Raw genomic sequence first — 622 nt, forward strand, 5'->3', positions numbered from 1 at the left:
GTTTGTCCAAGATGCAGACCTTTGTACTTATATGCTGTGAGTGAGTTTACAGTGCCACAAAAACCATCGCCTTAATGACGGCAGCATGATGGAAATTACACTGTAAATTGAGAGATTACTTCATTGATTTTTCCGCATTGTACTTATGTTCATACTATTCTCAATCTTTTCTCAAACTCTAAACCTGCGCAGCACGGCACTTTTGTTAAATCACACGCTGTAAGAGAGCAATTGATGTATAGCGGTGACGAGAATTAGAGAGCCCAAGCTAGCTCTCTAATCTATCCGTTAGGCAGGTTAAGCGGCATGGTTGAGCTGAAAATCGCCCGTTAGCGCACTATAAAATTCACTGTCGTCTAAAATACACACCAGCTGTTGGTCTTCAACTAATAGGATCGGATAATCACTCTGCTGTGTGAGTTTGATTGCGTCACGCATTCCAATTTCAGGGCTAGCAAGTACGAGAGTCGACGGTGCGATATCAAGCTCCACAGAATCTGATGGCTGCCATTGATGGAGATTAAGGTCGTTCTCACCTTTAATGGTAAGTGCGCCTTCCACCTCTTCGACCCACACATCTTTAGCCGTACAGACTTTCCAGCTTTTGTCTTGCTGTTCAAGG

At 43.7% G+C, this 622-nt stretch carries 1 pseudogene; it reads right to left on the reverse strand.

Annotated elements, in window-relative coordinates:
• Window positions 1-297: 297 nt before the first annotated feature.
• Window positions 298-622: pseudogene (locus tag KIV40_RS28775) on the reverse strand (choline ABC transporter ATP-binding protein); the annotation flags it as partial.

The organism is Vibrio sp. D173a (genome assembly GCF_030248475.1).